At 69.5% G+C, this 22082-nt stretch carries 18 protein-coding genes; 8 read left to right on the top strand and 10 right to left on the bottom strand.

Features of this window, described 5'->3' with window-relative positions:
* Positions 1 to 271 precede the first annotated feature (271 nt).
* Both ACFYSH_RS18685 and ACFYSH_RS18680 read right to left on the bottom strand, forming a co-directional pair.
* Positions 272 to 943, bottom strand: a complete 672-nt coding sequence (locus ACFYSH_RS18685; protein ID WP_359471456.1) for an HAD family hydrolase — start codon at positions 941 to 943, stop codon at positions 272 to 274.
* Positions 944 to 1031: 88 nt separating this feature from the next.
* The gene (locus tag ACFYSH_RS18680) at positions 1032 to 1538 is read right to left on the bottom strand and encodes a DUF6912 family protein (RefSeq protein WP_388753699.1); all 507 of its coding nucleotides are present in this window, start codon (positions 1536 to 1538) and stop codon (positions 1032 to 1034) included.
* A gap of 288 nt (positions 1539 to 1826) precedes the next feature.
* On the opposite strand from ACFYSH_RS18680, the gene ACFYSH_RS18675 reads away from it, so the two are divergent.
* Positions 1827 to 2243: an Rv3235 family protein gene (locus ACFYSH_RS18675; protein ID WP_388753696.1), complete on the top strand. Its 417-nt coding sequence runs from the start codon at positions 1827 to 1829 to the stop codon at positions 2241 to 2243.
* 235 nt (positions 2244 to 2478) lie between these two features.
* Here the strand turns inward: ACFYSH_RS18675 and secA are convergent, their stop codons facing one another.
* Positions 2479 to 5304, bottom strand: a complete 2826-nt coding sequence (gene secA / locus ACFYSH_RS18670; protein WP_388753693.1) for a preprotein translocase subunit SecA — start codon at positions 5302 to 5304, stop codon at positions 2479 to 2481.
* Positions 5305 to 5545: 241 nt separating this feature from the next.
* On the opposite strand from secA, the gene ACFYSH_RS18665 reads away from it, so the two are divergent.
* On the top strand, positions 5546 to 6157 hold the full coding sequence (locus tag ACFYSH_RS18665) for a GNAT family N-acetyltransferase (RefSeq protein ID WP_359471464.1): 612 nt from the start codon (positions 5546 to 5548) through the stop codon (positions 6155 to 6157).
* Between the two features lie 10 nt (positions 6158 to 6167).
* On the top strand, positions 6168 to 7343 hold the full coding sequence (locus ACFYSH_RS18660) for a DNA glycosylase AlkZ-like family protein (RefSeq protein WP_359471466.1): 1176 nt from the start codon (positions 6168 to 6170) through the stop codon (positions 7341 to 7343).
* 167 nt (positions 7344 to 7510) lie between these two features.
* Here ACFYSH_RS18660 and ACFYSH_RS18655 read toward each other — a convergent pair whose 3' ends face one another.
* The 7 genes from ACFYSH_RS18655 to mtnA all read right to left on the bottom strand — a co-directional run bounded on the left by ACFYSH_RS18655 (position 7511) and on the right by mtnA (position 16047).
* A complete protein-coding gene (locus ACFYSH_RS18655; RefSeq protein WP_359471469.1) occupies positions 7511 to 8263 on the bottom strand; it encodes a response regulator transcription factor in 753 nt (250 codons plus the stop codon).
* Positions 8264 to 8446: 183 nt separating this feature from the next.
* Complete coding sequence (gene hpf, locus ACFYSH_RS18650) at positions 8447 to 9136, bottom strand: ribosome hibernation-promoting factor, HPF/YfiA family (protein ID WP_359471471.1); 690 nt, start codon at positions 9134 to 9136, stop codon at positions 8447 to 8449.
* 338 nt (positions 9137 to 9474) lie between these two features.
* Complete coding sequence (locus ACFYSH_RS18645; RefSeq protein WP_359471473.1) at positions 9475 to 10194, bottom strand: ComF family protein; 720 nt, start codon at positions 10192 to 10194, stop codon at positions 9475 to 9477.
* Between the two features lie 123 nt (positions 10195 to 10317).
* The gene (locus ACFYSH_RS18640) at positions 10318 to 12183 is read right to left on the bottom strand and encodes an LpqB family beta-propeller domain-containing protein (protein ID WP_359471476.1); all 1866 of its coding nucleotides are present in this window, start codon (positions 12181 to 12183) and stop codon (positions 10318 to 10320) included.
* Positions 12173 to 14203: an MtrAB system histidine kinase MtrB gene (gene mtrB, locus ACFYSH_RS18635; protein ID WP_359471478.1), complete on the bottom strand. Its 2031-nt coding sequence runs from the start codon at positions 14201 to 14203 to the stop codon at positions 12173 to 12175. The genes ACFYSH_RS18640 and mtrB overlap by 11 nt, the downstream gene beginning before the upstream one ends.
* Before the next feature lies 1 nt (position 14204).
* Entirely contained in the window at positions 14205 to 14894 is a 690-nt protein-coding gene (gene mtrA / locus ACFYSH_RS18630) for a two-component system response regulator MtrA (RefSeq protein WP_187281934.1), read from the bottom strand.
* 4 nt (positions 14895 to 14898) lie between these two features.
* A complete protein-coding gene (gene mtnA, locus ACFYSH_RS18625) occupies positions 14899 to 16047 on the bottom strand; it encodes an S-methyl-5-thioribose-1-phosphate isomerase (protein ID WP_359471480.1) in 1149 nt (382 codons plus the stop codon).
* 140 nt (positions 16048 to 16187) lie between these two features.
* On the opposite strand from mtnA, the gene ACFYSH_RS18620 reads away from it, so the two are divergent.
* Genes ACFYSH_RS18620 through ACFYSH_RS18600 form a run of 5 tightly spaced genes read left to right on the top strand, consistent with a single transcriptional unit; the run spans position 16188 to position 21659 of the window.
* Positions 16188 to 17396: a glycerophosphoryl diester phosphodiesterase membrane domain-containing protein gene (locus ACFYSH_RS18620; RefSeq protein WP_359471482.1), complete on the top strand. Its 1209-nt coding sequence runs from the start codon at positions 16188 to 16190 to the stop codon at positions 17394 to 17396.
* A gap of 4 nt (positions 17397 to 17400) precedes the next feature.
* Positions 17401 to 18090 carry a DUF4129 domain-containing protein gene (locus ACFYSH_RS18615; protein WP_359471484.1) on the top strand — a complete coding sequence of 230 codons (690 nt, stop codon included), beginning with the start codon at positions 17401 to 17403 and terminating at the stop codon, positions 18088 to 18090.
* The gene (locus ACFYSH_RS18610) at positions 18090 to 19319 is read left to right on the top strand and encodes a DUF4350 domain-containing protein (RefSeq protein ID WP_359471486.1); all 1230 of its coding nucleotides are present in this window, start codon (positions 18090 to 18092) and stop codon (positions 19317 to 19319) included. The genes ACFYSH_RS18615 and ACFYSH_RS18610 overlap by 1 nt, the downstream gene beginning before the upstream one ends.
* On the top strand, positions 19316 to 20335 hold the full coding sequence (locus tag ACFYSH_RS18605; protein WP_359471488.1) for a MoxR family ATPase: 1020 nt from the start codon (positions 19316 to 19318) through the stop codon (positions 20333 to 20335). The genes ACFYSH_RS18610 and ACFYSH_RS18605 overlap by 4 nt, the downstream gene beginning before the upstream one ends.
* 10 nt (positions 20336 to 20345) lie before the next feature.
* The gene (locus ACFYSH_RS18600; RefSeq protein ID WP_359471490.1) at positions 20346 to 21659 is read left to right on the top strand and encodes a DUF58 domain-containing protein; all 1314 of its coding nucleotides are present in this window, start codon (positions 20346 to 20348) and stop codon (positions 21657 to 21659) included.
* Positions 21660 to 22082 lie beyond the last annotated feature (423 nt).

The following is a 22082-nucleotide window of genomic DNA, read 5'->3' as shown; positions in this document are numbered from 1 at the left end:
GCCATTTTCGGCAGAGGTCCCGGGATGCGGAGATCACGCATCGCCCGGGTGCTGTGGCACTCCGGGCGCAGGCCGGGGGCTTCGCTGCCCCCGAGGCGTATCGCGCTGATCACGGCACCAGGCTATCCCTCCTGCACCCACAACCGTCACGAGCCGCATATGTACAAAAGAAGACCCCGAACTTTGACACTCTGGACATCGCCCGGAATCATTTCTGCAGGTAAGGACACGCATACGGGCGGAAGCGCTCAGCCAATCACCGGCTCGCCTGTCAGTCCGTCATCAGTTCGGCCAGGGCGACGGCCTCGGCCAGGGTGTCCACCACAGGCACCCCGGCCGCCTCGAGACTGCTGCGGCTGTGCGAACCGCCCGTGTAGAGCACGGCGCGCGCACCCACGTGGGCCGCGGCCACGGCGTCGTCCACCGCGTCACCGATGACCACCGCGGATGCGGGAGCGATGTCCCCGAGCACCGCGAAGTGGCGCTCCATGTGCTGCGCCTTGCTTCCGCCTGACGGTCCGGTGCGGCCGTCGACCCGTATGAAGTGGCGCTCGATGCCGTATCCACGCACCACCGGGACCAGGTGCTCATGGCCGTACATGCTCAGCAGTGACTGGCTGCGGCCGCCGGTCCGCCAACGGGCGAGCAACTCCTCGACGCCCGCGGTCAGCTCGCAGGCCGCCCGCCGTTCGGTGTAGTGGCGGTGGAAGAGGCCGTCCATCCGCTCCCACTCGGCAGGAGTGGGACGCCTGCCCATGAGCCGCTCGTAGAACGTGGGTATCGGCACGCAGTACGTCTCGCGGTACTGCTCCAGTGTGAGCGGCTCCAGGTCCACCTCCGCGAAGGCGGCGTTCGTCGCCCCGAGGACCGCTTGGATGTCGTCGAGCAGGGTGCCGTTCCAGTCCCAGACCAGATGGGTGCGGTGCTTCCCGGATGTCGCCATGGAGAGAAAATACTCGCCGGGTACGACAGCCACCGCCGCCGGGACGCTCCGCCGAGCTGTGCTCCGGATCAGCGCTGAGGACCAGCGCTCAGCCGATCAGGCCGGGGATCTCCTGGATCCCGAACCACAGCAGCACGTGGTCCTCCGCGCCGTCCACGGTGAACTGCGCGTCGCCGTCGCCCAGGTCAGCCGCCCCCAGCGCCTCGGCCGCCGCGGCGACGTCCTTCTCGGCGTCGTCGACGTCCACGTGGACCGCGGCGGCCTTCGACAGCGCCACCGCGTCCGCGATCCGCACCTCGCCGAGCGACGACGTGTCCAGCCCGTGGTCCGGATCGGCGACCGCCGCCCCGTCCGGCACGTCGAGGGCGACGACGACCCTGCGCCGGGTCTCCTCCGGACGGCCCGCGATCAACCGCAGCGAGGCGGAGGCGGCCCGGCTGAGCGCCGCGTACTCCAGCTCCTCGATGTCGTCGGAGACGTACCACTCCCGCAGACCCGGCGTCACGGCATAGGCGGTCAGCGGCCCCGGACCGACCTCGCCCGCCCGGTGCACCGCTGCGAGACCGGAGAGAGTCAGGGGGACGTACACACGCATGGCTGACCGCTTTCGTAATCGATGACGCCCTCAGGATACGTGCGACGTCCCCCATCGGGGTTGCCCGTCCACCCGGCGCCGTCCACCCCACGACGGCCGTCACCCCCGCCGTTCCCTTGCGGCGTGGGGCCCGTCACCCGGATAGGTGATCCCGCTGCGTGACCGACGGGCCCTTGACGCCGCTTGCGGGGCCGGTGACCGGCCCCGTAGAAGGTCCCCAGCAGAAGTTACCGCCCGGTACTCAACCGGGCTCCGGACATCAGCACATCAGCCACGGGGGCTAACAACATGAGCACGGACAGGACGAGGCCGGCCGGACGACGCGATCGCAGCAGGCCGGGCACCGTACCGGCGCAACGGCCCCGGCGGCCGCTGCGCCCGCACCAGTGGTTCGCCGAACGCCTGCTCGCCGTCCTCAGCGGCCAGCGCCCGGTGCACTGGATGCTCGGCCACACGATCGGCGAGGCCTACGACCAGCTCGCCGAGCTCGCCCCTGACGCCCCGCTCGGCGCGGGCTGCAGGCGCCCGGTCGTACGCACCTGCCACGGCTCGCAGCCGGCCACCGGTGTGGTCGAGGCCTTCGCCAGCATCGCCGCGGGCGAACAGGTCCGCGCCATGGCCTTCCGCCTGGAGCAGGGCCCCGACCTCCGCTGGCGCTGCGCCGCGATCGACCTGGGCGGCGAACGCCTCCCAGCCGTCAGATGACCGGCCGCGCGACACGGCCTCACTGCCCGCGACCCCGCCCGTGGGATCAGGCCCGTCCGGCGATCGAGGGCATACCCCCACACGGGCCGTACAACGGCCTCAGCGGGCCAGACGCAGCACCTACCACCCCGAGGGCTCGGCCACCCGCTTCCGGGCCCGGAGAGGCCCACGTGACGCGCCCGGCCCGGACACCCCTCGGTGTCCGGGCCGGGCGCTGGTCATACGGACCGACGCGCTACTTCTTGCGACGCCGCCCGCCCGTGCTCTTCTGCGCCTTGCGACGCTCCGCACGCGTCATGCCGTCCGCCTCGGACCGCGCCCCGTCACCGTTGGCGAAGTCGCCCTCGACGACGCCGCCCTCGCCGTCCACGGTGGGAGCGGAGAAGTGCAGCCGGTCCGGACGCTGCGGCGCGTCCAGCCCCTTGGCCCGGATCTCCGGACGCCCGCCCGCGGCGGCGGCCACCGGCGCGTCCTGCTTCTCGAGCGACGGGCGCTCCCCGCCCTCCTGCACCGGAACCTCCTCGACCTGCCGCTCGACCTGGACCTCCAGGTTGAACAGGTAGCCGACGGACTCCTCCTTGATGCCCTCCATCATGGCGTTGAACATGTCGAAGCCCTCGCGCTGGTACTCGACCAGCGGGTCCTTCTGCGCCATCGCCCGCAGGCCGATGCCCTCCTGGAGGTAGTCCATCTCGTAGAGGTGCTCACGCCACTTGCGGTCCAGGACCGACAGGACCACGCGCCGCTCCAGCTCACGCATGATGTCCGAGCCGAGCGTCTTCTCGCGCTCCGCGTACTGCTCGTGGATGTCGTCCTTGACCGACTCGGCGATGAAGTCGGCGGTCACGCCGGCCAGGTCACCGGCGGCCTCCTCGAGCTCCTCGACCGTGACCTTCACCGGGTAGAGCTGCTTGAAGGCGCCCCACAGCCGGTCGAGGTCCCACTCCTCGGCGAAGCCCTCGGCCGTCTCCTGGCGGATGTAGTCGTCGATCGTGTCGTCCATGAAGTGGCGGATCTGGTCCTGCAGATCCTCACCCTCCAGGACACGGCGGCGCTCGCCGTAGATGACCTCACGCTGCCGGTTGAGCACCTCGTCGTACTTCAGGACGTTCTTACGCGTCTCGAAGTTCTGCTGCTCGACCTGCGACTGCGCCGAGGCGATCGCCCGGGTCACCATCTTGTTCTCGATGGGGACGTCGTCGGGAACGTTCGCCATCGACATGACGCGCTCGACCATCTGCGCCTTGAACAGCCGCATCAGGTCGTCGCCCAGCGACAGGTAGAACCGGGACTCACCCGGGTCACCCTGACGGCCGGAACGGCCGCGCAGCTGGTTGTCGATACGCCGCGATTCGTGCCGCTCCGTACCCAGCACGTACAGCCCGCCGAGGTCCTTGACCTCTTCGAACTCGGCCTTCACGGCCTGCTCGGCCTTCTCCAGCGCGGCGGGAAGCGCCGCCGCCCACTGCTCGACGTGCTCCACGGGGTCGAGACCCCGCTGGCGCAGCTCCGCCTCGGCGAGGTCGTCCGGGTTGCCGCCGAGCTTGATGTCGGTGCCTCGGCCGGCCATGTTCGTGGCGACCGTGACAGCGCCCTTACGGCCCGCCTGGGCGACGATCGTCGCCTCACGGTCGTGCTGCTTGGCGTTGAGGACCTCGTGCTGGACACCGCGCTTGGAGAGCTGCTGCGAGAGGTACTCGGACTTCTCGACCGAGGTCGTGCCGACCAGGATCGGCTGCCCCTTCTCGTGCTTCTCGGCGATGTCGTCGACGACCGCGGCGAACTTGGCGACCTCGGTGCGGTAGATCAGGTCCGACTGGTCCGCGCGGACCATGGGCCGGTTCGTCGGGATCGGCACGACGCCCAGCTTGTAGATCTGGTGGAACTCGGCGGCCTCGGTCATCGCCGTACCGGTCATGCCGGAGAGCTTGCCGTACAGGCGGAAGAAGTTCTGCAGGGTGATCGTGGCGAGCGTCTGGTTCTCGTCCTTGATGTCCACCCCTTCCTTCGCCTCGATGGCCTGGTGCATGCCCTCGTTGTAACGGCGGCCGGCGAGGATACGGCCTGTGTGCTCGTCGACGATCATGACTTCGCCGTCGATGACGACGTAGTCCTTGTCCTTCTTGAAAAGTTCCTTGACCTTGATCGCGTTGTTCAGGTAACCGACGAGCGGGGTGTTCACCGACTCGTAGAGGTTGTCGATCCCGAGCCAGTCCTCGACCTTCGCGACACCGGACTCGTGGATGGCCACGGTCCGCTTCTTCTCGTCGACCTCGTAGTCGCCGGTCTCCTCGATGCCCTTCAGCGGGTTGCCCGCCTCGCCCCGGGTGAGACGCGTGACCAGCTTGGCGAAGTCGCCGTACCACTTGGTGGCCTGATCGGCGGGGCCCGAGATGATCAGCGGCGTACGGGCCTCGTCGACGAGGATCGAGTCGACCTCGTCGACGATGGCGAAGTTGTGGCCGCGCTGGACGAGCTCGTCCTTGGACCACGCCATGTTGTCGCGCAGATAGTCGAAGCCGAACTCGTTGTTCGTGCCGTACGTGATGTCGCAGGCGTACTGCTCACGGCGCTGCGCCGGGGTCATGTTGGCCTTGATGCAGCCGACCTCGAGACCGAGGAACTTGTGCACCCGGCCCATCATCTCGGAGTCACGCTCGGCCAGGTAGTCGTTGACCGTGATCAGGTGCACGCCCTTGCCGGAGAGCGCGTTCAGGTACGCGGGCAGGGTACCGACGAGGGTCTTGCCCTCACCGGTCTTCATCTCGGCCACGTACCCGAGGTGCAGGGCGGCACCGCCCATCATCTGAACGTCGTAATGGCGCTGTCCGAGGACGCGCTTCGCGGCCTCACGGACCGTCGCGAATGCTTCGGGAAGCAGGTCGTCCAGGCTCTCGCCGTCCGCGTACCGTTCCTTGTACTCGTCGGTGAGCGCCCGCAGCTCGGCGTCGGAGAGGTTGACGAAGTCCTCTTCGATGGAGCTGACCTGGTCCGCGATGCGGTGCAGTTTGCGCAGGATCTTGCCTTCGCCTGCACGCATGAGCTTGTTGAAGACGGACACTGAGGCTGGTCTCCTTGCCGGTCGGGCCTGGCACTGGGTCGTGTGATGGACTCTGGCGCGGGCACGGCAGGTAGGCCCCACCGCAACGGCCATCGTAAGCGAGGACCCCGTCACCTCGGGAGGGCTGCCACAGCGTTCTCCCCGCCGCGCCCTCCCAGGACAACGGCCGGAGGGGACGGAAGGTGCCGGGAAGCACCGAAAAGTGCTCGCTTCCCACGCTCCCCGTCACCAGAATCCCTCTATGGAACCCACCACCCTCACCACGGAACGCCTGCTCATGCGGCCCTTCACCCCGAAGGACGCGGAGGCCGTGTACACCGCCTGCCAGGATCGGCAGATCCAGCGCTGGACTGTTGTCCCCTCGCCGTACACCCGTGCCGACGCGGAGCTCTTCACCGGGAAGCTCTCCCCCGCGGGCTGGCAGGACGACACGATGTACAGCTTCGCGGTGCTGCAGCGGGGCGGCGAAGAGCTCGTAGGCGCCCTCGGTGTCCACCGCCGCGCCGTGCCGGGCACGTACGAGGTGGGCTTCTGGACGGCGGAGGAACACCGCGGCTCCGGCTACACGACGGAAGCGGTGCTCGCGGCGGCCCGGTGGGCGTTCACCACCCTCGGCGCCGATCGCCTCGAGTGGCGGGCGGAGATCGGTAACGCCCCGTCCCGGGCGGTGGCCCTGCGTGCGGGCTTCCGTATGGAGGGCGAACAGCGGGCAGCACTGTTCAACAAGGGAGTCCTTCACGACACCTGGACCGGCGCGCTGCTCCCTGCCGATCTGGGACTGCCCGGCACCCGTCCTCACCGACCGGCCCCGGATGAACCCGCTACGAGTATCAATGTCAGTGGTGCGCTCTAGGGTTCGACGCATGACGTCTGTGCAGCCGCCCGTTCTGGAGCTCTCCGCCGACCAGGCCCGCCGCATCGCCCTGCGCGCCCAGGGCTTCCTGGGGGCTCCGGACCGCCGGGGCGGGGTCCCGGGAGTGCTGCGGCACCTCGGGGCCGTCCAGCTCGACACCATCTCGGTCCTGGCCAGGTCGCACGAACTCGTACCGTACGCACGTCTCGGCGCACTGGGCCGCCGCGCGGTCGACGAGGCCTACTGGTCGGGTGGCCGCTCGTTCGAGTACTGGTCGCACGCCGCCTGCGTCCTGCCGGTCGAGGAGTGGCCGCACTTCGCGTTCCGCCGCCGCGCCTACCGGGCCCGGCCGCACTGGGGCCACGACCTGCCCGACGGGGCGTACGAGACGGTGATCAAGCAGTTGCGCGCCGAGGGCCCGCTGACGGCGACGGAGCTCGGCGGCGCGAAGAACGGCGGCGAGTGGTGGGACTGGTCCGCCTCCAAGGTCGCCGTCGAGCGCGCGCTGATGTACGGCGAGGTGGTGTGCACAGAGCGGCGCGGCTGGAAGCGGGTCTACGACCTGGCCGAGCGCGCGATCCCCGACTCCGTGCTCCACGACGACCTGGACGACACGGAGTGCCTGCGCCGGCTGGTGGCCCTGGCCGGGCGGTCGTTGGGCGTCGGCACCCGGACGGACATCGCCGACTACCACCGGCTCAGGGCCGAACAGTTCGACGCCGTCGTGGCCGACTCGGGGCTCGTCCCGGTCTCGGTACGGGGCTGGGCGAAGCCGGCCTGGGCACATCCTGAGGCCCTGGCGTCGGAGCCGCGCGGACGGCACCGTACGACGCTGCTCTCGCCGTTCGACTCATTGATCTGGGAACGGGCGCGCACGGAGCGGATCTTCGGCTTCACCCATCGCCTGGAGGCGTACGTCCCCCGGCCCAAGCGGATCCACGGCTACTTCGCGATGCCGCTGCTGGCGGGCGGCAGGCTGCGGGGCCGGGTCGACCCGGCCAGGGAAGGGACCACCCTGGTCGCCCGGCAGGTCTCCCTGGACGGGCGGAAGTCCGTGGCGCCGATGGCCGAGGCCCTCGTGGAGGCAGCTTCCTGGGTGGGCTGCACGGAGGTGCGGATGGAGCGTGTGGAACCACCGGAACTGCGTGAGCCGCTCATGGCGGAGATCGCCCGCGTCCTTCCGTAATCCGTGGTGGACCAGCGCGCGGCGTCAGATGCGGTGCATCGCAGGGCGGAGGGACGTCCGCATACCGGATGTGTTCGGGCGTTCCGACAACGCAGCGAGGTGCCGTAGCTGTCGTCGTGCGCCCGCCAGGGAACGGGGCAGCCCTTAGGCCCCGGACGGCCGGCGCGCTATCGGATCTCGAGGATCTTCTCCCGCATGGCATAGACCACGGCTTCCATGCGGGAGTGCAGTTGGAGCTTCTCCAGGATGTTGCGGACGTGGTTCTTCACCGTGTTCTCGGAAATGAACAACTCCTTCGCGATATCGCGGTTGTTCATGCCGGTGGCCACGAGTTTGAGTACTTCCAGCTCCCGCTCGGTGAGCCGCGGCGCGGGAACGAGTCGGCGTTCGTCGGTGCGCTGAATCATCGACTTGAACTCGGTGAGGAGTTTGGACGCCATCGACGGGCTGATCTGTGACTGGCCGTCCGCCACCGCACGAATGGCCGTGGCGACCTCGTCGGTCGAGATCTCCTTGAGCAGGTAGCCGGTGGCGCCCGCCTTGATCGCCTCGTAGAGGTCGGCCTCCTCGTCGCTGATCGTCAGCATGATGATCTTCGCGCTGGGCACCACCTCCTTGATGGAGGTGCAGGCTTCGATGCCGCCACGCTTGGGCATCCGTACGTCCATCAGCACGATGTCGGGCAGCAGGTCCGCCGCCTTGTCGACCGCTTCCGCCCCGTCGCCCGCCTCTCCGACGACCTGGATGTCCTCCTCCTGCGCGAGGACGATCTCCAGGCCCCTGCGGAAGAGCGCGTGGTCGTCCACCACGAGAACCCTGATGGGCTCCTTGCGGGAACTCTCGTCATCCGCGACTGCATCCGCACCGGCAGCGCTGTCGGCATCGTTCGTCCCGCGTACGGGCCCGAAGGTGTCCGCCATCGTTCCTCCCCCTGAAGGCCACGGCCTGAGGTCACAGGCTGTCCGCCAACGGCAGTGCGCGGAGCACTGATTGGCCTGGAACGCCATGCTTTCATGCCCGGCCGCCGAAGCGGTCGCACGCGGTGCCCCTGGAGCGCACGAGCGCTTCCAGGGGCACCGCGTGCCAGCTGTGGGTGGCGGGCGTCAGCCGCCGAGCGCACCGCCCGCGCCACCTGCCCCGTCGGAGGCCAGCGGGTCGGTCCTCAGGTGGATGACACCGTAGTCGTAGGCATGCCGCCGGTAGACGACACTGGGCTCCTTGGTCTCGGAGTCGACGAACAGATAGAAGTCATGCCCGACCAGCTCCATCTCGTAGAGCGCCTGGTCGAGCGTCATCGGCGCCGCGACGTGCGTCTTCTCGCGCACCACGAGCGGTCCTTCGCCCTGGACCTCGAGCGAACCGATCCTGGTGGTCGGCACGGACGTCTCCGGCTCCTCGGGGATCAGTTCTCCGTCCCCGTTGAACGAGGCGGCACCCGGCACCACCTCGGCGACCTCGGCTGCGGACAGCCGGCCGTTGCCGCGCCTGCTGTAGCGCTTGTCGTGCTCCTTGCGCAGCTGTGTGTCCAGCTTGTCGGTGGCCAGGTCAAGCGCTGCGTACGGGTCGCCTGCCGCTGCTTCCGCCCGGACGACCGGGCCACGTGAGCGGAGCGTGATCTCCACCCGTGCCGCACGGTCCGCCTGACGGGGATTCGGCTCCTTGGACACCTCGACGTCGAGGCTGATCACCTTGCCGTCGAACTTCTGGATCTTGTCCAGCTTCAGCTTCTCGGCCACGTGCTTGCGGAACCGCTCGGGCACCTCGGTCTTGCGGCCCTTGACGACGATGTCCACGCAGAACTCCGTTCCCGGATCGCTCCGCTTCGGCGGCGGAGCATCTCCCTTTTGCACCAGGCTCCGGTGATCGCCGGAGCCGCGGACTCGGTGGCTGTCACCTCCTCCTCCCCCACCGGCGGGACTTCCATCCCACCGACTTCCATGCTTCCGGCGTACCGGACGTACCGGTGTGTTACCTGCCCGAAACCTGGTGGCGCATTCCTCGAGGTACGGAATTCACCGTTCCTCACAACCGAACATAGCCTGCCCACCACTGTGTCGGCACCCGCTACTCACGCGTACCTCCGATCGGGCCCCTTTACTTACTCACCACCTGCAACGATGGAAGTTATCTGTCAGTTCCGGTTTGTTGCGAAAGCAGACGGAGAAGCTGCGACAACAGCAGCCCGGAGGCCCTCCGCCGCGCCCCTGTCCTGGTGACGTGCGGCGCGGACCGCGCGGGCCGCCTCCGCCAGGGACGACCCCGTCGTCAGCAGGTCGTCCACCAGGACCACCCGGCCACCGTCGAGCAGCTTCCCGCCGCCGTCCGCGACGACGAGCGCGCCCGCCAGATTCGCCTGTCGCTCCCGGGCGCCCAGGCCTGCCTGGTCCGCGACGGCACGCCGCTGCCGCAACACGGCGAGCACCCGGGCCGGTGTGCCCCCGTGCCGCAACTCGGCCGCGGCCACAGCCGCGATCCTGCGCACCGGATCGTGTCCACGCCCGGCCGTCGCCCGCCGCGCCGACGGCACGGGAACCACCAGGAGCGGTCCCGCTTCACCCACCTGCCCCGCTCCGGCCCGCACAGCGGCCGCCAGCGCCCCGCCGAGCGCTCCGGCCAGTCCGAGTGCCCCTCGCTCCTTATGGGCCAACAGCATCGCGCGTACGGCGTTCTCGTACGGAGCCGCCGCGTGGACCTCGGGAAGCCCCACGGGCTCGGGTGCCGGCCGCACGCGGCAAGGGAGGGACGCCAACCCGGAGGCACACTCCTCGCACAGCTCTGTCCGCGGCCTGCCGCAGCCACCACAGGCCACGGGCAGCACCAGCCCGACGATCTCCTGCCACCAACCCCGCACAACCCCACTGTGCCCGGAGGACAGGCGCCCTGCCATTCCTGTGGAGAACCCTGCGGACAGTCCCTGTGGACAACCCGGCGGCCGACGAACCGGACAGCCGGGGAACGCGCACGGGCCCGCAGGTCAGCCCGGGTAGACCAGCGAGGAGCCGTCCTTCAGGACCGTCTGCCAGTTGTCCCCCGGCGACAGCTTCACGATGCCGTCGCTCTCGGTGTCCGCCATCAGCGGCAACTGCTCGTCGTCCGAGGCCGCCACCGCCGTCACCTGGTTCACGCCCGGCAGGATCCCGGACGACGACGTGGACCCGTCGGCCTGCACGTACCGGACCTGCTGCACCCCGCCCTCCTCCTTGCCGACCACCACGAGACGACTACGGCCCGCCCATGACACAGCCGCCACATCGGCCAGCTGCGGAGCCGCCTGGCGCAGGTCCTCCACCGAGACCCGCTCGCCCTCTCCCGACCCATGACGCTCGACCCGGCCGATGTGCAGGGTCGTGAGCCCGTCCTTCGACACCCGCAGAGCGATCCGCACCCCGTCGGTCGACATCCTCAGCGCCTCGATCCGCCCGCCGTCCAAGCCGGGTACCGAGACCTCCTGCGGTTCTCCGGCACCGTCCACCAGACGCAGCAGCCTGGGATCCTGCGGATCGCGGTCGGCGACCCACAGATCTCCCCTGCCGTCCCAGCTCGGTGCCGACAGCCGGTCCGCGGCCTTGCTCGCCCGACTGGTCACCACAGGGGCCACCGGCTCGCTCTCCTCGACGAGGGAGGACACGTAGAGGAACTGCTGATTCGAAGAGACCGCGGCGGCCTGCTGTTCGTCCCTGGCCACACCCACGGCGCTCATGGCCACCGGCCCGTCGCCCAGCGGGCCGGTCACCGGCGCCGGCTCACCGCTGCCCTTACTGCTTCCGGGGATGCGCTGCACATGCCCCTTGTCGTCGACGAAGTACTGGCTGTCGGGACCTGCGGAACCGTTGTCCGAGACGTACTCCTCGGCCTCATCGGCTCCGAGGGAGCACAGCGGGCCCCGCTCGCCCTGCAGCTCCACCTGACCCACCCGGGCGGACGTCAGGTCACGCAAGGTGAAGAGCACCTGGGCCGCCATCATCCGGCAGGCGCCCTGTCCCGCCTGGTCGGCCTTCTTGTTGAGCGGCACCTTCAGGACGTTCTGGTCGTCCGGTGCCAGTGAGGTGACCCCGCTCCTCAGGGCCGTACCGGCGGGGAAGCGCGAATCGACCACCGGCCGCAGCCAGTTCGACGGGCCTTCCAGCAACGTCCGAACCGTCTGTGTGGCCGTGTCCATCTGCGTGGCGGGGTCCGTGCGGTTCCGTACGTAGACGGGGTCGGCGACCAGCGCGGACTCCTCGTCCGCCAGCCCGGCGGCGAAGTAGTACTTGTTCACGGACCGGTAGAGGCGCTTGAAGTCGGACTGCCCGAGCACCAGACCGTCCGGAACGATGTCGATGCGCCACTCCTGCTTGCCGTCCGCCGTCTTCTCCCGGACCAGATGAAGCATCTGGGAGTACTCCGACGGCGCCAGCGGCCGGTAGGAGCTCTGCGCGTCGACCGCCGCCACCTGTTCACCGGTCAACGTGTAGGTCGTCTCGGTGGTCCTGCGCTGTTCGTCGTGGAGCGTGGGCCCGTTACGGCTGGGCGCCTGCGCGAGCACCGTGGTGCCCTCGCTCGGCTGCCAGTTACGGTCGGCCTCCGCGGTCAGGTACTTGCGAGTCGTCTCGAAGCCGGGATCGTCGCTGGTCATCGACTCGAGGAAGCCGTCGACCACCTCGCTGGGCACAGCACCCTCCCTCGGCGGCACGGCATACACCTGCACCTGGGAATCACCCGGCTGCGAGGCGTCGACCGCCTTCACGTCTCCGGTGACCGGCATCGATCCGCACCCGGCGAGCACCACGACGCCGCAGCCGAGCAGCGCGGACAACCGCCCCGCCCGGCCACGGCCGCCCCGACGGCGGTCAGTGTCCACGAGTCGTGTCCTCCTGCTCAGGGTCCTGCGTCTCCGAGGCGGCGCCCCCGCCCGGCCGGTCACCGGCCGGACGCGACACCACACGTGCTCCGTTGCCCGGCAGAGCCGCCGGGTGGACCGACGCCGGCGTACGCTGCGCCGCCGGACCGTGGGCCGCCACACCCAGGTGCGAACGCGTCGTGGAACCTGACTGGTGCGGTACGGACATCAGCCGCTGGTCGCCCGCCGCCGGCACCGCCTCCGCCCGCTCACGGTCCTCCCGGTTGCGCCGGGAGTCCTCCGGTTCCAGCGGTATCGGTGATCCCCGCAGCGGCTCGTCCGCCGTACGCGGCAGGGTCAGCCGGAACTGCGAGCCGCCGCCGGGCTCACCCCAGGCCTGCAGCCAGCCCCCGTGCAGCCGGGCGTCCTCGACTGCGATGGACAGCCCCAGGCCGGTGCCACCGGTGGTGCGGGCACGTGCCGGGTCCGCCCGCCAGAAGCGGTTGAAGACCCGGGTCGCCTCGCCCGGCTTGAGCCCCACGCCGTAGTCCCTGACCGCCACGGCCACGGCGCCCTGAGCCACGCCCATCCGCACGACGACGTCCCGGCCCTCGCCGTGCTCGACCGCGTTGACGACGAGGTTCCGCAGGACCCGCTCGACGCGGCGCGCGTCGGCTTCCGCGACCACGGGCTGTTCGTCACCCACCACCCGGATCAGAGTGCCCTTGCGCTCCGCCAGGGGCTCGGCACCGCCGATCACCCGCCGGACAACTGTGCGCAGGTCTATCGGTTCGGCTTCCAGTGCCGCCGCCCCCGCGTCGAACCGGCTGATCTCCAGCAGATCGGACAGGAGCGACTCGAAGCGGTCGAGCTGGTCCCCCAGCAGCTCCGCGGACCGGGCCGTGATCGGGTCGAAGTCGACACGCGCCTCATGAATGACATCGGCGGCCATTCGCACGGTCGTCAGCGGGGTACGCAACTCATGGCTGACGTCCGAGACGAAACGCCGCTGCATGCGGGAGAGCTCCTCGAGCTGCTGGATCTTCAGCTGGAGGTTCTGCGCCATCTTGTTGAAAGCCTCACCGAGACGCGCGATGTCGTCCTCACCGGTGACCTTCATCCGCTCCTGCAGCCGCCCGGCGGAGAGCCTTTCGGCGATCCCCGCCGCCATCCGCACGGGCGTGACGACCTGGCGCACCACGAACCACGCGATGGCGCCGAGCAGCACGACCACGAACAACCCGGCCGTGGCCAGTGTCGTCGTGACCAGGGTCAGTGACTTCTCCTCCTGCGTGAGCGGGAAGAGGTAGTACAGCTCGTACGGATTGTGGTCGACGTCGTAGAGCCGCTTGCCGACGACGAGCCCGGGCTCCGAGTCCTTCCCGGACGTGTACCGGATCAGCGAGTACGTCTGGAAGGCACCCGCCCCCTCGCCCACGTCGTCCCGCAGCCGCTGCGGAATGCTGGACGCCTCCACGCTGCCCGAGCCACGGGGGGCCCGGCTGGTGCCCTGCCCGACGGAGTCGGCGCTGAGTGCCACCACGTTGAAAGCGTTCGTACCGCCGCTGGCGAGCTGGTCGACGAGCTCGGTGCGCCAGGAGGTGCTCGCCGTCATGCCGTCGGCGTCCTCCTCGCTCTGGTCCCCCGGGACGAGCGGCGCGTTCGCGTTCGCCTGGGCAGCCGCGAAGCCACCGGCCGCCTGCGTCTGCGCGGCGTTGCCCTTCGCCTCGAGCAGGCCGTTACGGACCTGCCCGATCACGACGAAGCCGAGAAGCAGCACCACGGCGATCGACATCAGCAGCGTGCCCGCCACGACGCGCAGCTGCAGATTGCGCCGCCACAGCCGGACAGCCGGCAGCAGCGGCCCACGGATCCACCGCATCAGCAACCGCGGCACGGGGCCGCCGGGCGTCCGGTCGCGGAACAACCGGCCGCCCCTCGGAGCCCTGCCGAAACGGGAAGTGCTCCGTCCCGGACCGGCAGCCCGCTCCGTACGGGCCCCGGGCGCCCCGGGTGGCGGAGCAGCGCTGCCCAGGGACATGTCAGCTCGGTCCGGCCTTGTAACCGACACCACGGACGGTCACGACGATCTCCGGCCGCTCCGGGTCCTTCTCCACCTTCGATCGGAGCCGCTGGACATGCACGTTCACCAGACGGGTGTCGGCGGCGTGGCGGTAACCCCACACCTGCTCGAGCAGCACCTCACGGGTGAAGACCTGCCACGGCTTACGGGCGAGGGCGACCAGCAGGTCGAACTCCAACGGGGTGAGGGCGATGGACTGCCCCTCCCGCTTCACGGAGTGGCCGGCCACGTCGATGACCAGATCCCCGATCGCCAACTGCTCCGGCGCGGGCTCTTCGGACCTTCGCAAACGCGCCCTGATCCGGGCGACCAACTCCTTCGGTTTGAACGGCTTGACGATGTAGTCGTCGGCCCCGGATTCCAGGCCCACCACCACATCCACCGTGTCGCTCTTGGCAGTGAGCATGACGATCGGCACACCTGACTCGGCCCTGATCAGCCGACAGACCTCGATGCCGTCCCGTCCGGGCAGCATGAGGTCCAACAGCACCAGGTCCGGCTTGGCCTCGCGAAATGCAGCCAGTGCCTTGTCGCCGTCCGCTACGAACGACGGTTCGAAACCTTCTCCCCGCAACACAATGCCGAGCATCTCGGCCAGTGCGGTGTCGTCGTCGACGACAAGGACGCGTCCCTTCATAAACGACATCATCCCATTAGCTAATCGTTACCTGCGATGACCTGGCACACAGCTCTGCCAGTCCGACCCCCGTGACCGGGGAAATGACCCCCTCCTCCGTGACGATCGCCGTGACCAGTTCGGGCGGCGTGATGTCGAATGCGGGGTTGTACGCCTGGGCTCCCGGGGGTGCGACGGCCGTCCCGCTTCCGCCACCTCCGACTGGAACACCCGGTTTCGATGTGAACTCCGTCACTTCCGTCGCGGAGCGCTGCTCCACGACGATCGATGTACCGTCCACCGTCTCCAGATCGACCGTGGTCGTCGGCGCCACGACAAGGAACGGCACATGGTGGTACTTGGCAAGCACCGCCAACGGATAGCTCCCCACCTTGTTGGCCACCGAGCCGTCCGCGGCAATGCGGTCCGCCCCGATGATTACGGCATCCACCTCCCCCGCCGCAAACAGCGAACCCGCCGCACTGTCCGTGAGCAAGCTGTACGGCATGCCGTTCCGCCCCGCCTCGTACGCCGTCAGCCGGGCACCCTGGAGTAGAGGCCGGGTCTCGTCCACCCACAGCCGCCGCAGGCTGCCCTCCCGGTGCGCCCGCAGAGCCACGGCAAAGGCCGTCCCCGCACCGCCGGACACGAGTGCCCCGGTGTTGCAGTGGGTCAGCAGCCTGTGCCCGCCGTCTCCGGGCAGGATTTCCGCCAGCAGATCCAGACCGTGCTGCGCCATCCGCCCGCTGGCTGCCGCATCCTCCTGATGCAGCCCTCTCGCCTCGTACAGAGCCTCCGCGGCAGCCCCCTCCGGACCGGCCCCACCCGCGACAGCCGCCTGGTACACCCTGGCCACCCGCCGCGCCCCGTACCCGAGGTTCACCGCGGTGGGCCGCGCGCGCTCCAGCAGTTCCGCGGCCTTCTCCACGTCCTCGCCCCGGGCGGCGGCCAGCGCCACCCCGTACCCCCCGGCGATACCCAGCAGAGGCGCCCCTCGCACCGCCAGCATGCGGATCGCCCGTACCAGCGCGGGCACATCGGCGCACACCAACTCGGCCTCCTCGGCGGGCAGCCGCGTCTGGTCGAGAAGCACCACCGCTGGACCTTCCGAGGACTCGTCCCAGCGAAGTACGGAGAGGGGCGGAGGCTCGCTACCCGCCGGCGTCTGTGCGTCCTGATCAGCCATCTGCCCAGTCTGCCCGCTGAAGCGCTCGGGCACGAAGACAAGAAGGAGATACAGCGCCGGGCCCACCCCGGACCAACGCGTGGCACGATGGCTGGCAACCTGCCGCCCCGATGAGCGGGCAGGACTGTGAAGGAGCGACGATGAACGACTCTCCGGGCTGGGCTTCGCCCGGATCCGCCCCCTCCGACGGCCAGGAGACGGGAATCCCCAAACCCTCCTCGCCCATTGACGGAAGCGGACCAGCCGGACAGTGGTCTCCCGCACAGCCGCCTCCGGGGCAGTGGTCCCCGCCGAGCGCCCCCAGCAGCGGTCCAGGCGCGCCTCCTCCCGCTCCGGGGTGGGGTGGGATGCCGCAGGGGCCCGGATGGAGCCGCCCGCCCATGGCTGCGAAGCCCGGCGTCATCCCCCTCCGTCCTCTGGGGGTCGGCGAGATCCTCGACGGCGCGGTCTCCACCATGCGCACCCACTGGCGCACGGTCCTCGGCATCAGCCTCACCGTCTCCGTGATCGCCGAGATCCTGATCATCCTCGTGCAGCGCTATCTCCTGCCCCAGCAGGAGTCGATCGACCCGAACGCCACCGGCGCGGAGGCGCTCCGTCAGGCCACCGACTCCGCGCAGTCGCAGCTGATCGCGACCGCCCCGAGCACGCTCATCGCGATGATCGCCACGCTGATCACGGCCTCGGTCCTCACCGTGGTGGTCAGCCGCTCCGTGCTGGGCCGTGGCGTGACACTCTCCGAAGCGTGGTCCGAGGCCCGCCCCCGGCTCCTCCCGCTGCTCGGGCTTGCTCTCCTGCTGAGCCTCATGAGCGCAGCGATCATGGTCGTGGGCCTGCTTCCGGGCCTCGCACTGGGCAGCGGCGTGGGTGGGCTCGCACTGACCTTCCTCGGCTTCATCGCCTCCTGCGGCGTCGTTCTCTGGCTGATGATCCGCTTCACACTCGCCGCTCCGGCGCTGATGCTCGAGCGGCAGTCCGTACTCACCTCGCTGCGTCGGTCCGCCAAGCTGGTCAGGGGCAACTGGTGGCGGACGTTCGGCATTCTGGCGCTCACCTACCTGCTGGTCATCGTCCTGACCTTGATCGTCACGATCCCGTTCGGCATCATCGCCATCACCGTGGACAGCGACGGCCTGAGCGAGTTCCTCAACAGCAGCTCGACAGACTTCGGCTGGCCCTTCCTCATCGTCACGGGCATCGGCGATGTGATCATCTCGACGCTCGTCTATCCCTTCACGGCGGGAGTGACGGCCCTGCTCTACATCGATCAGCGGATCCGTCGCGAGGCGCTCGACCTCGACCTCGCCCGGGCCGCGGGCGTTCCCGGCTACGACACCCCCAGGAACTGATGCGGTGACGGGGCTGGGGGGCACCACCGCAACAGCACGGATCGTCCGGGCGGGGGAAGACATACCCGTGGACACACCACGCGTCCCCGCACGGGAAGCAGCGCAGGACGAACTGTCCGACCCGATGTACCACGAGCACGACCCGAACCTTCTCGAACGCGGCCTCGACCGCTTCTGGGACTGGGTCGGCGACCTCTTCGCAGGCGCCGCCGGGGCAGCCCCCGGCGGCCCGCTCGGGCTCGTCGTACTCGTCCTGGCTGTCGCGGGCCTGGGCGCCGCCTTGTGGTGGAGGCTCGGCACACCGCGACGCGTTGTCCGCTCCCCCGAAACGCTTTTCGGCGGCACCGCCCTCAGCACGGCCGACCACCGCGCCACCGCCGCCGCGCACGCGGAAGCACAGCGCTGGACCGAAGCGGTCCAGGAACGGATGCGTGCCCTCGTCCGCTCCCTGGAGGACCGGACCGTACTCGACCCGCGCCCCGGCCGCACCGCGGACGAGGCAGCCGCCGAGGCAGGCCGACTGATGCCCGCGCACGCCGAACGGCTCCGTGCTGCCGCCCGGGTCTTCGACGACGTCACATACGGGGGCCGCACCGCCGACGAAGCGGCGTACCTGACGCTGTGCACGCTCGACCAGGATCTCGAGGCCGCCAAGCCCCTGCTGACCACCGGCAGCACGCAGGGAGCCGCCTGATGACCGTCACCGCGGCCGCTCCCACCACCTCTGAATCCCGCACCCCACGGCAGATCTGGCAGCGTGTCCGGGGACTGCTGCTCGCTGTCCTCATCCTTGTCATCGCCGGGGTCGCCCTTGCCGCCGCTCGCTCCGGTGGTCAGCACGGCCGGCTCGATCCCCGCTCCGCAGATCCTTACGGCAGCCGTGCGGTCGCCGAACTCCTCAAGGAGCGGGGTGTTTCCGTCGACGTCGTCACCACCCTTGACGCAGCTGCCGGTGCCGCAGGCCCTGACACCACCCTGCTCGTCGCCGGCCCGAACATGCTCACCGCTCATCAACAACAACACCTCCACACGACAACCGCCGACTCCGCGGGCCGTACCGTGCTCATCGCCCCTGGCGGCGCCTCCGTAGCCCGCCTCACCCCCGGCGTCAGCCCGGAATCGCACGGTCCGGTGAGCGCACGCCCCCCACGCTGCGACTTCCCCGCAGCCCGTTCCGCCGGAACCACCGACCTGGGTGGCATCCACTACACGACGGACGCGGCCGGGGCCACCGCCTGCTATCCGGACGAGGAGGCCGCCTCCCTCCTGGTGCTGCCAGGCCAAGAAGGCGGCGACACCGTGCTGCTCGGTTCCCCCGACATCCTCTACAACGACCGCCTCGACCGGCAGGGCAATGCCTCGCTCGGCCTCCAGCTCCTCGGCTCCCGCCCTCATCTCGTCTGGTACCTCCCCTCGCTCGACGATCCCTCCGCGGCCACAGGTGACGCAGACAGCCGGGACGACAGCGGCAACGACGGAGCCGAAGGAGAGAGCGGCTTCATCGAACTCATCCCCGCGGGCTGGCTCTGGGGCACCCTTCAGCTGGCACTCGCCGCCGTCCTCGCCGCCATCTGGCGTGGCCGCCGCTTCGGACCGCTGGTCACTGAGCGGTTGCCAGTTGCCATCCGGGCCTCCGAAGCCACCGAAGGGCGGGCCCGCCTCTACCGCAAGGCCGACGCCCGTGACCGCGCGGCCGACGCCCTGCGCGTCGCCACACGGGCCCGCATCTCCCCCCTCCTCGGAGTGGCCCCCCGCGACGCCGACTCCCCCGCGGTGCTGCTTCCGGCCGTCGCCGCACGCCTCAACCACCCGGGCAGCGACCTCGGACCACTCCTCTTCGGCCCGGCCCCGGCCGATGACGCCGCGCTTGTCCTTCTGACCGATCAACTCGACGCCCTCGAAAGAGAGGTACGTACTTCATGAGCGCCCCGACCCCGGAGACCGCCGAGCTTGCGGGAACCGCAGGGACCCCTGAGGCCCCCGTGAACTCCGACAGCGCCCGCGCATCCCTGGAAGCTCTGCGTTCCGAGATCGCCAAGGCTGTGGTCGGCCAGGACCCGGCTGTCACCGGGCTGGTCGTCGCTCTCCTCTGCCGGGGCCATGTCCTTCTGGAAGGCGTACCGGGAGTCGCCAAGACCCTCCTGGTCCGCGCTCTTGCCGCCTCCCTCGAACTGGACACCAAGCGCGTCCAGTTCACCCCCGACCTGATGCCGAGCGATGTCACGGGCTCGCTCGTCTACGACGCCCGCACCTCCGAATTCTCCTTCCAGCCCGGGCCGGTATTCACCAATCTCCTGCTTGCAGACGAGATCAACCGCACCCCGCCCAAGACACAGTCATCTCTGCTGGAGGCCATGGAAGAACGCCAGGTCACCATCGACGGATCTTCCCGGCCGCTTCCCGATCCCTTCCTGGTCGCGGCCACCCAGAACCCTGTCGAATACGAGGGCACCTACCCACTGCCCGAGGCCCAGCTGGACCGCTTCCTCCTCAAGCTGACGGTTCCGCTTCCCTCACGCGAGGACGAGATCAACGTGCTCACTCGCCACGTGGACGGGTTCGACCCTCGTGACCTGAAGGCAGCAGGCATACGTCCCGTGGCAGGCCCGGCCGACCTCGAAGCAGCACGCACCGCCGTCGCCAAAACCTCTGTTTCCCCCGAGATCGCTGCCTATGTCGTCGATATCTGCCGTGCCACGCGTGAATCCCCCTCACTCAACCTCGGCGTCTCCCCCCGAGGAGCCACCGCACTGCTCTCCACCGCACGTGCATGGGCCTGGCTCACGGGCCGGGACTATGTCATCCCGGACGATGTGAAAGCGCTCGCTCTGCCCACGCTCCGACACCGCATCCAGCTGCGGCCGGAAGCGGAGATGGAAGGAGTCACCACCGACTCCGTCCTCACCGCCGTCCTCGCCCACGTCCCCGTCCCCCGGTGAGGCGGTGACCATGGCCCTCACCGGACGGACCGCCCTGCTTGCGGCATTGGGGTCACTCCCCGTAGGCATTCTGGCCCCGAGCTGGACCGGCCTGCTCGCGGTCAATGTCCCGCTCTCACTGGCAATTCTGTGCGACTATGCCCTGGCTGCGCCAGTACGTGCACTACAGTTCACCCGATCTGGTGATACATCCGTTCGACTTGGCGAAACTGCGGCAGTGCAACTCGCAGTGACCAACTCGTCCCGACGTCCGCTTCGTGCGCATCTCCGCGACGGCTGGCCTCCCAGCAGTTGGGCCTCCGTGACCGAGCAGGGCTCGTCCCGGCACCGGTTCACCGTGCCGGCACGCGAGCGCCGCCGCCTCACCACATTCCTGCGCCCGTCGCGGCGAGGAGACCGCGTAGCAGACCGGGTCACCGTCCGGTCGTTCGGCCCCTTCGGACTCGCATCCCGCCAGGGGTATCACCGCGTCCCATGGACCGTCCGGGTACTGCCTCCTTTCACGAGCCGGAAGCATCTGCCCTCCCGGCTCGCGAGACTGCGTGAACTCGACGGCCGGACCAGCGTGCTGACTCGCGGGGAGGGAACCGAGTTCGACAGCCTGCGCGCCTACGTTCCGGGCGACGACACCCGTTCCATCGACTGGCGGGCGACAGCACGCCAGTCCACTGTCGCTGTTCGCACCTGGCGCCCCGAGCGCGACCGCCACATTCTCGTCGTTCTTGACACCGGCCGTACGTCCGCAGGCCGGGTGGGCGATGTGCCGCGGCTCGACGCCGCCATGGACGCGACTCTGCTTCTCACTGCTCTGGCCACCCGGGCGGGCGACCGCGTGAACATGATCGCCTACGACCGACGTGTCCGGGCCCAGGTGCAGGGAGGTTCAGCGGGCGGGGACGTCGTGTCGACGCTTGTCAGCACGCTGGCCACCCTGGAGCCCGAACTCGTGGAGACCGATACACGCGGTCTCAGCACGGCCGCACTGGCAAACGCTCCGCATCGCTCTTTGATCGTTCTTCTCACGAGCCTTGACGCGGCGCCTGTCGAAGAGGGGCTCCTGCCGGTCCTTCCTCAGCTCACCCAGCGCCACACAGTGCTGGTCGCTGCCGTCGCAGATCCGCATCTCCAAGCGATGGCCGGAGCGCGGGGCACAGTGGAAGCGACGTACGAAGCCGCAGCCGGCACGCAGGCACAGGCCCAGCGCCGCCGCACTGCGAACCAGCTCCGGGGCCATGGCGTCACAGTCGTCGATGCCGCGCCTGCCGAGCTCGCCCCCGCACTGGCTGATGCCTACCTCGCGCTCAAAGCGGCAGGTCGGCTGTAAGGGCCTGCGCAGACCAAGGCCAAGGGGCAACCGCCAGTCGTGCCTCAGGCCGGAGCGCCGCCGAACCCCAGCCGGTCTCCGTCGGGATCGCGGTACATGGCCTCACGCACACCATTCGGCATCCGGAGAGGGCTCCGGACCCCGGTGGGCGCTCTGTGCGAGACCGGGCTGTCCGGTCTCCCTCGCGACGAAGGACGGCGGGGAGCCGAACAGCTGCTGATACCAGGACGCTGCTACCGCGCAGTCACTTGCTGGGATACCCGCCTGCAGGTCGATCGCCGTGGCCGGCACGGTAGGGCAGGTGGGCTGCTTCAGGGTCCGGAAGGCACTGTGAACGCAGAAAAGCCCCGTGCCACAAGGGCACGGGGCTTTCCCGGAATAATTGTTCGGCGGCGTCCTACTCTCCCACAGGGTCCCCCCTGC

This window comes from Streptomyces sp. NPDC005791, from assembly GCF_042871485.1.
Taxonomy (GTDB): domain Bacteria; phylum Actinomycetota; class Actinomycetes; order Streptomycetales; family Streptomycetaceae; genus Streptomyces.
Note: the sequence above shows the minus strand (reverse complement) of the source record. Positions and strands in the feature narration are given on the sequence as shown.

What these genes read in the sequence shown, in the direction of transcription:
- ACFYSH_RS18685 (WP_359471456.1), bottom strand. Translation starts at nt 943, where the DNA reads ATGGCGACATCCGGGAAGCACCGCACCCATCTGGTCTGGGACTGGAAC.
- ACFYSH_RS18680 (WP_388753699.1), bottom strand. Translation starts at nt 1,538, where the DNA reads ATGCGTGTGTACGTCCCCCTGACTCTCTCCGGTCTCGCAGCGGTGCAC.
- ACFYSH_RS18675 (WP_388753696.1), top strand. Translation starts at nt 1,827, where the DNA reads ATGAGCACGGACAGGACGAGGCCGGCCGGACGACGCGATCGCAGCAGG.
- ACFYSH_RS18665 (WP_359471464.1), top strand. Translation starts at nt 5,546, where the DNA reads ATGGAACCCACCACCCTCACCACGGAACGCCTGCTCATGCGGCCCTTC.
- ACFYSH_RS18660 (WP_359471466.1), top strand. Translation starts at nt 6,168, where the DNA reads ATGACGTCTGTGCAGCCGCCCGTTCTGGAGCTCTCCGCCGACCAGGCC.
- ACFYSH_RS18655 (WP_359471469.1), bottom strand. Translation starts at nt 8,263, where the DNA reads ATGGCGGACACCTTCGGGCCCGTACGCGGGACGAACGATGCCGACAGC.
- mtrB (WP_359471478.1), bottom strand. Translation starts at nt 14,203, where the DNA reads ATGTCCCTGGGCAGCGCTGCTCCGCCACCCGGGGCGCCCGGGGCCCGT.
- mtrA (WP_187281934.1), bottom strand. Translation starts at nt 14,894, where the DNA reads ATGATGTCGTTTATGAAGGGACGCGTCCTTGTCGTCGACGACGACACC.
- mtnA (WP_359471480.1), bottom strand. Translation starts at nt 16,047, where the DNA reads ATGGCTGATCAGGACGCACAGACGCCGGCGGGTAGCGAGCCTCCGCCC.
- ACFYSH_RS18620 (WP_359471482.1), top strand. Translation starts at nt 16,188, where the DNA reads ATGAACGACTCTCCGGGCTGGGCTTCGCCCGGATCCGCCCCCTCCGAC.
- ACFYSH_RS18610 (WP_359471486.1), top strand. Translation starts at nt 18,090, where the DNA reads ATGACCGTCACCGCGGCCGCTCCCACCACCTCTGAATCCCGCACCCCA.
- ACFYSH_RS18605 (WP_359471488.1), top strand. Translation starts at nt 19,316, where the DNA reads ATGAGCGCCCCGACCCCGGAGACCGCCGAGCTTGCGGGAACCGCAGGG.
- ACFYSH_RS18600 (WP_359471490.1), top strand. Translation starts at nt 20,346, where the DNA reads ATGGCCCTCACCGGACGGACCGCCCTGCTTGCGGCATTGGGGTCACTC.